Origin of the sequence: Terrisporobacter sp., assembly GCF_017888745.1 — a bacterium.
GTDB lineage: Bacteria > Bacillota > Clostridia > Peptostreptococcales > Peptostreptococcaceae > Terrisporobacter.
The window spans coordinates 1-7667 of record NZ_JAGHFM010000208.1; the positions used below are offsets into that span (position 1 = coordinate 1).

Consider the following 7667-nt stretch of genomic DNA (forward strand, 5'->3'; position numbering starts at 1 on the left):
ACGAAAAAATATTATTATAATAAAAAAAAATATTATAATAATAATAATAAATATAATAATATTTTTTATTATAGTGAAAAAACTTGCGAAATAATCATTACTATGATAAATTATTATTGAGATAAGATAAATCGTTTTCTCCGATGTATTATTTAATAAAGTTAAATATTAAGTTTATATTATTGGTAGAGCGGTTTGATAAATAGAATATATACATACATGGAGGATAAAATGAAAGATATTATTTCTGTTTTATTAACGTTTTTGCTTATAGCAATTGTAGTAAGGCTTGTTGTTAAAAAATATAATTCGGTATTTGTATTTTTAACATCAGGAGTAATAGTATTATTAGCATCAAGTTTAATAACGGGGACGTCAATTTTAGGAGAAAATACCGTAGGAAATGCAAGTATTGATGTATTTGTATTCGTAAAAGATACTTTTGTAAATAATGCATCTGGAACAGGTATGACATTAATGATGGTAACAGGTTATGCTTTATACATGTCTCATAAAATAAAGTATAGTAATGGCTATGGCTATGTAAGGTAACAGGTTATGCTTTATACATGTCTCATATGGGAGCAAGTACAAAATTAGCACAATTAGCAACAAAACCTTTATCAAAAATTAAAAATCCATATGTGGTTTTAAGTTTAGTATTTATATTAGGATGTATGTTAAAACTTGTTATAACAAGTCACTCGGGTTTATCAATGTTATTAGTTGCAACTACTTTACCAATATTACTTTCATTAGGAATTAGTAAATTAAGTGCAGCAGTAGTTATGATTTTTGCTGGATTCTGTGACTGGGGTCCAAATGACTCTTCAGCAATATTTGCTGCTGAAAACGTTTCAGGAATGCCGATAATGGAATACTTCATGTCATATCAAGGTAGAGTTGCAGGAATATTAATATTAATATTAGCAATATTTTTACCAATATATTTAAGTAAAATTGATAAAAAATTAGCTGAAAATCAACAAAATATATCTAAAGAAAATTTAAAATCAGAAGATTCTAACTGTCCAGCGTTTTTCGCATTATTACCAATAGTACCATTAGTATTAATCACTGTATTCTCGTTTATCGATACAATACAAATGGATGTTATTACATCTAATGTAATCGGTCTTGCAATAGCATTCTTATTAGAAATGATAAGAAGAAAAGATAGAAAAGCAGTTTGTGATGATTTTAATGTTGTTTTAAAAGCTATGGGTACATGCTTTGCAAACATAGTATCAATATTAATAGGTGCAGCAGTATTCGCAGAGGCTATAAAATTATTAGGTGGTATAACTATAGTATCTAATTTACTTGCATCAGTAGCAAGTTCACCAATTATAACAATGACTTTAATGTCTTTAATAACTTTTGGAGCAGGTATGTTACTAGGATCTGGAAATGCTTCTTGGTATGCATTTGGTCCATTAGTTCCGGATGTAGCAGCTCAAATGGGGGTACCTGCAACTACAATATCTTTACCAATGCAATTATCTTCAGGTGTAGGAAGATGTGTTTCTCCAGTAGCTGGAGCAATAATAGCAGTAGCTGGCATGGTAGATGTTGATCAAATGGATCTTATAAAAGCTTGTTCAGTTCCTGCGGCACTGACATTCGTAATGAATATGTTAATATCATACTTAATAGTAATGATGTAATAAATTACATAATCAAATAAATATTAAGTATATAAATTAAAAATATAATGAATTTATATACTTAATATTATTAATAAATTTAAATTACTAGGTTAACACTTTATATACGTTATATACGTTATAAATATTTAAAATTAAATTTTAGAATTTTTATTACATAGGGGGAAATAAAATGAATACTTTAAGACATGATTTTGATTTAGATGCACAAAGAAGAGGAACAGATGCTAAAAAATATGATCCATCTATAGTTCCAAATGATGTTATACCGATGTGGATAGCAGATACAGATTTTACTTGTCCACAACCTATAGTGGATGCTTTAGTAAAAAGAGCTAGCATGCCTCATTATGGATATCTATACTTAAGTAATGATTTCCAAAAAGCAATAATAAGATGGAATGAAGTTAGATTTGGTTGGAAAGGTTTATCTGTTGACATGATAGAATTCGTTCCTTGTATAATACCAGGAATGATATATGCAATAAGAGAATTTTCTAATATGGGTGATAAAGTAGTTATACAAACCCCTGTATATCCACCATTCCATGATGCAGTAAAAAATAATGGTAGACAATTAGTACATAATCCTCTTGTATTAAAAGATGGAAGATATGAAATAGATTTTGAAGATTTAGAAATAAAGTTAAAAGATATAAGAACTAAAATATTTATAATTTGTAATCCACAAAATCCAACAGGTAGAGTTTTCTCTAGAGAAGAATTAGAGAAAATGGCTAATCTTTGTTTAAAATATGATGTTCTTATGTTCTCTGATGAGATACATGAAGACTTAGTTTATTCAGGAAATAAACATATACCACTAGCAAGTATATCTGAAGAAATAGCACAAAATAGTATAACATTTATTAACCCAGCAAAAACATTTAACATAGCTGGATTTAGAACAGCAGCAGTTATAATTCCTAACTTAAAAATTAAGAAAGCTTTCCATGAAGCAGCACTTAAAAATAAAGCAATAGGAAGAAATATATTTGGAGATGTAGCATTAATAACAGCATACAATGAATGTGATTACTATGCAGATCAAATAATAGAATACTTAGAAGAAACTAGAGATATGATGGTTGAATTTTTTGAAACAAGAATACCTAAAATAAAAATGATAAAACCTGAATCAAACTTCTTAGTTTGGTTAGATTGTAGAGAATTAGGTTTTGAAAATCAAGCTGAAATAAAAGCTTTCTTTAAAGAAGTTGCTAAATTAGAATTAAATGATGGAACTTCATTTGGATTTGAAGAAGGTAAAGGATTTATGAGGATGAATATAGCGGCACCGAGAGCTGTTGTAGTAGAAGCTTTAGAAAGATTAGAAAGAGCGGTTAAAACTTTAGCTTAGGAAAAAATAATATTTTAGAGCATTGGGCTAGTTAATCTTTATAATTATAAGAATTAACTAGCTCAATTGATTCTTTAAGTATAAAGTTTTAATTTAATATTAAAAAATATATAGGGTGATTTTATGAATAAAGAAATTTTTGATAAAGTAGTATCAAAAGAATATCTTTTAGTTATAACAGATACTAAAGGAAATATATTATTTAAGACAGAACATAGTCCAGTATCTCAGTTTTATCAATCATACTATAAAAAAGAGATAGATTTAGGAGATAAAGAAATATTTGTATATTCAAATCAAATAGGTGTAGCATTAGCTACTTTATCTGAATTAGAAAATGTAGTAGGATACATTGGTAACCAAATTTCTGAACCTGCTAAATATTTAATAAATCAAACCGGTATAAAATATGATTATAATGAACAAATTGATTTGGTGAAATCTTCTAAGGACTCTTCTAAAGTGTGTCCTATAGAAGAGTGTCTATATAAAATGGAAGATGTTCAAGATAAAATTAAATTTTTAGAAGGTAAATACAAATAAAATATAGTATTAGTTTTATATTTAATGTTATGTTAGCAAGTAATGATATTAAATTTTAGAATATACATAAGAGGAGTAATGAAATGAAAGAGATAATAGAAACATCTAGTGCACCAGCAGCTATAGGACCATATTCTCAAGGAGTAAAAGTAGGGAATAAAATTTATACTTCTGGTCAGCTACCGATAAATATGTCTACAGGGGAACTTGAAGTAGAAATTAAAGCAGCTACAAAGGCTTCACTTGATAATTGTAAAGCTATTTTAGAATCAAGGGGAGCTAAAATGAGCGATGTGTTTAAAACAGTTGTATTCTTAAGTGATATGAATAATTTTTCGCAAATGAATGAGGTATATGAAACTTATTTTACTGGGGAGGCGCCAGCGCGTTCTTGTGTACAAGTAGCAAAATTACCGAAAGAGGCGTTAGTGGAAATAGAGGTTATAGCTGTTGTTAAATAAGGGATATAACTTAGTAAAATTAAATAAATAAATTTGTATTTAGATACTCCTTTTATAATGAGCAGTTAAAAGAATAAAACTGTTATTATAAAGGGAGTATATTTTTATGCACATTTTTAAAATTTAATAATATAATGTTATTTAAATAAGAATATTTTATGGTTTTTATCACTTGATGCTTGAAAGTGTTAACAAAAAGAGTATAATAATAATTAAAAAATCAAACAAAAATAAAAATCATAATACAAAATAAAAATATTAAAAATATTACCTTAATACTTATTTTAAAATATTAAGATAATTATAAGGAGGCATTTGATTATGAAATTAGTACCAATGAACAATAATTTTGGGGGAAATTTATTTGACAATATGTTTGATGAAATGTTTAGAGATCCATTCTCTGCAAATAAGAGAGTAGATAAAGTTATGATAACTGATATTCAAGAAAAAGATAATCAATATATCTTGGATATGGATTTACCAGGATATGAAAAAGAAGATATAAAAGCTCAATTAAAAGATGGATATTTAACAATAACTGCACAAAAAAATGAAATAAGTGAAGATAAAGATGAAAAAGGAGACTATATAAGAAGAGAAAGATATAGCGGTAAATGCTCTAGAAGCTTCTATGTAGGAGAAGGGGTTAAAGAAGAAGATATAAAAGCGAGTTTTAATAATGGAATTTTACAGTTAACATTTCCTAAACAAGCTGATAAAAAAGAAGATAATACAAAGTATATAACTATAGATTAGTACAAATATTTTTTTATAGAAATGACTAGCACTCAATAGTTGATATTGCTAATAAATGGTTCTATAATAAAAATAGGAATAGATAAAAATTATAACATGCTAATTTAAAAGTTTAAAATGCAAGGTTATTTATTCCAAACCTTGCATTTTAATTTTTAACTAAATAAATTTTTTACAAAGTATCAAAGGAGGATAAACATGGAAGTAACAAAAGGAAGTATTTCAATAGATACGGAAAATATATTTCCAATAATAAAAAAATGGTTGTATTCAGATAAAGATATTTTTATAAGAGAATTAATTAGTAATGGTTGTGATGCAGTTAGTAAATACAAAAGGCTTGCTTCATTAGGTGAAATTGAAGCTCTTCAAGATGAAAAATATAAAATAATAGTTTCAGTTAGTAAATCAAATAAAACTATTAAATTTAGTGATAATGGTATAGGTATGACAGCAGAAGAAGTTGACAAATACATAAATCAAGTTGCTTTTTCTGGAGCAGAAGACTTTTTCAATAAATATAAAGATAAAATGGAAGAATCAAATGATATAATAGGTCATTTTGGACTAGGATTCTATTCTGCTTTTATGGTATCTAGCAAAGTAGAAATAGATACATTATCTTATATAAATGGTGCAAAACCAGTAAGATGGATATCAGAAGGTGGAACTGAATTTGAAATAAGTGAATCTGATACAAGAACTGAGAGAGGTACTACAATAACATTAAGCCTTGCAGAAGATAGTGAAGAATTTTTAGATGAATATCATTTAAGAAGTATAATAAATAAATACTGTTCTTTCTTACCAGTTGAAATATATGTGGAAAATGAGGATGTAGAAGTAAAAGAAGGTGAAGAACAAACTGAACCTACACCTTTGAATGATACTAATCCATTATGGTTAAAGTCACCTAAAGATTGTACAGATGAAGAATATAAAGAGTTTTATAGAAAAGCTTTTAATGTTTTTGATGAACCTTTATTCTGGATTCATTTAAACGTAGATTATCCATTTAATTTAAAAGGAATTCTTTACTTCCCTAAACTAAATAATGAATTTGAATTAGTGGAAGGTAAGGTAAAATTATATAATAATCAAGTATTCGTAGCAGATAACATAAAAGAAGTTATACCAGAATTCTTATTATTACTAAAAGGCGTTATAGATTGTCCGGATTTACCTTTAAATGTATCTAGAAGTTTCTTACAAAATGATAAAGATGTAAGTAAAATATCTAAACATATAGTTAAAAAGGTTGCTGATAAACTTAAATCTTTATTTAAAAATAACAGAGAAGAGTACAACAAATTCTGGGATGATATACAAATATTTATTAAATTTGGTTGTTTAAAAGATGAGGGCTTCTATGAAAAAATAAAGGATTATATTTTATATAAAGATATAAATGGAAATTATATAACTTTAACAGATTATCTAGAAAGTGCAAAAGAAAAGCATGAAAATAAAGTATTCTATGTAAATAATATGGATCAGCAATCTCAATATGTTAAATTATTTAAAGATTATGATTTAAATGCAGTTGTTTTAGACTGTACAATAGATAATAACTTTATATCATTTATAGAATATAAAGAAATGGGAACTAAATTCAATAGAATAGACTCAGATTTATCTGATGTCTTAAAAGATAAAGATGATGAAGATGATAAAGAAAATAATGAAATAATAATAAATTTATTTAAAGATGTAATCAATGATAGAGTAGAAAAATATTCCGTAGAAAGTTTAAAAAGTAAAGATACTCCAGCTATGATTTTAGTGTCTGAAGAATCTAGAAGAATGATGGAAATGCAAGCTAGATTTTCGGGAATGAGTTTTGGAATGGATTTGAAAGAGGAAAAAACACTAGTAATTAATAAAAATAATCCATTAGTCAAAAAACTTTTATCTTTAAAAGATAATCAAGATAAAAAAGAAGATATAAATGTTATATGTAATCAGATAGTTGATTTAGCTTTATTATCCAATAAAGAATTAAATGCAGAAGAATTAGATTTATTTATAAAAAGAAGTAATCAATTAATGAACAAGGTAATTTCATTATAAATTTAAAAATCCCCCTTAGAATTTCTAAGAGGGATTTTTTATACACAAAAACAAAGTTGGTTAGCATTATTTAGCAAGTATCTTATCACAGCCAAAAGTCACAATTTGATGAAAAAAAAGAGTTGTCTATTAATATAGACAACTCTTTATAAAGTAAAATTAAGCTATTTTTTTGCTTTCTTGTACATTTATTTCTTTGTTATGTTTTATTATAGCGCTAGTAGATGTTAATAATCCAGCATATGCTATTAAAGTGTATATTATAGTTGATATCCAACCAGCATTGAATCCAGCTATATCAACAACTACACCGAATAATGTAGTACCTATACCAAATCCTGCTGCGAAGAATATTTGAACTATACCTAATATAGTACCGAATTCTCTATTACCAAATAAGGCCCCTGTTAAATAAGAAGGTCCTATTATATAAGCATACATAGCTATACCTATACATATAGCGAATACATATCCAAGTATATTTGCTTTAGGTATGAATATTAATGATAATCCACTAGCCATAACTAATATAGCTGCTAAAAGTAGTGATTTAGTTATTCCTAATTTATCGAATAAAACACCACCAAATAAGTTTCCGAACATTGAGAAGAAACCAAATGCAGCAGCAACTGTAGCAGATCCTAATAAGAATATTCCTTGTGACTCTAACGTTTGTAAGTAAGGTATAAATTGTAATACCATACCACCTACATATAATCCTACAAATAAGAATGAAGCAGCGAATATCCAGAAATGTTTCATTTTAGTAACTTCTGCAAAAGAATAACCCCATTTAGTAGATCCAGT

Annotated in this window: 8 protein-coding genes; 7 read left to right on the forward strand and 1 reads right to left on the reverse strand. The window is 26.7% G+C overall.

Features of this window, described 5'->3' with window-relative positions:
* Positions 1-231 precede the first annotated feature (231 nt).
* The 7 genes from J7G74_RS10015 (at position 232) to htpG (ending at position 6860) form a co-directional block, all read left to right on the forward strand.
* Entirely contained in the window at positions 232-552 is a 321-nt protein-coding gene (locus J7G74_RS10015) for a hypothetical protein (protein WP_297134807.1), read from the forward strand.
* A gap of 26 nt (positions 553-578) precedes the next feature.
* Positions 579-1667, forward strand: a complete 1089-nt coding sequence (dcuC, locus tag J7G74_RS10020) for a C4-dicarboxylate transporter DcuC (protein ID WP_297134810.1) — start codon at positions 579-581, stop codon at positions 1665-1667.
* Between the two features lie 172 nt (positions 1668-1839).
* Positions 1840-3027: a MalY/PatB family protein gene (locus J7G74_RS10025; RefSeq protein ID WP_297134812.1), complete on the forward strand. Its 1188-nt coding sequence runs from the start codon at positions 1840-1842 to the stop codon at positions 3025-3027.
* 123 nt (positions 3028-3150) lie between these two features.
* The gene (locus tag J7G74_RS10030; protein ID WP_297134813.1) at positions 3151-3570 is read left to right on the forward strand and encodes a DUF1893 domain-containing protein; all 420 of its coding nucleotides are present in this window, start codon (positions 3151-3153) and stop codon (positions 3568-3570) included.
* An 83-nt stretch (positions 3571-3653) separates the two neighbouring features.
* Positions 3654-4031, forward strand: coding sequence for a RidA family protein (locus J7G74_RS10035; protein WP_297134816.1), 378 nt, complete (start codon positions 3654-3656; stop codon positions 4029-4031).
* Positions 4032-4352: 321 nt separating this feature from the next.
* The gene (locus J7G74_RS10040) at positions 4353-4790 is read left to right on the forward strand and encodes an Hsp20/alpha crystallin family protein (RefSeq protein WP_297134819.1); all 438 of its coding nucleotides are present in this window, start codon (positions 4353-4355) and stop codon (positions 4788-4790) included.
* Between the two features lie 198 nt (positions 4791-4988).
* Complete coding sequence (htpG, locus tag J7G74_RS10045) at positions 4989-6860, forward strand: molecular chaperone HtpG (protein ID WP_297134821.1); 1872 nt, start codon at positions 4989-4991, stop codon at positions 6858-6860.
* Between the two features lie 159 nt (positions 6861-7019).
* Here htpG and J7G74_RS10050 read toward each other — a convergent pair.
* On the reverse strand, positions 7020-7667 hold a 648-nt coding region (locus J7G74_RS10050), incomplete at its 5' end, for an MFS transporter (protein ID WP_297134824.1).

What these genes read in the sequence shown, in the direction of transcription:
- htpG (WP_297134821.1), top strand. Translation starts at nt 4,989, where the DNA reads ATGGAAGTAACAAAAGGAAGTATTTCAATAGATACGGAAAATATATTT.
- J7G74_RS10015 (WP_297134807.1), top strand. Translation starts at nt 232, where the DNA reads ATGAAAGATATTATTTCTGTTTTATTAACGTTTTTGCTTATAGCAATT.
- J7G74_RS10030 (WP_297134813.1), top strand. Translation starts at nt 3,151, where the DNA reads ATGAATAAAGAAATTTTTGATAAAGTAGTATCAAAAGAATATCTTTTA.
- J7G74_RS10025 (WP_297134812.1), top strand. Translation starts at nt 1,840, where the DNA reads ATGAATACTTTAAGACATGATTTTGATTTAGATGCACAAAGAAGAGGA.
- J7G74_RS10040 (WP_297134819.1), top strand. Translation starts at nt 4,353, where the DNA reads ATGAAATTAGTACCAATGAACAATAATTTTGGGGGAAATTTATTTGAC.
- dcuC (WP_297134810.1), top strand. Translation starts at nt 579, where the DNA reads ATGGGAGCAAGTACAAAATTAGCACAATTAGCAACAAAACCTTTATCA.
- J7G74_RS10035 (WP_297134816.1), top strand. Translation starts at nt 3,654, where the DNA reads ATGAAAGAGATAATAGAAACATCTAGTGCACCAGCAGCTATAGGACCA.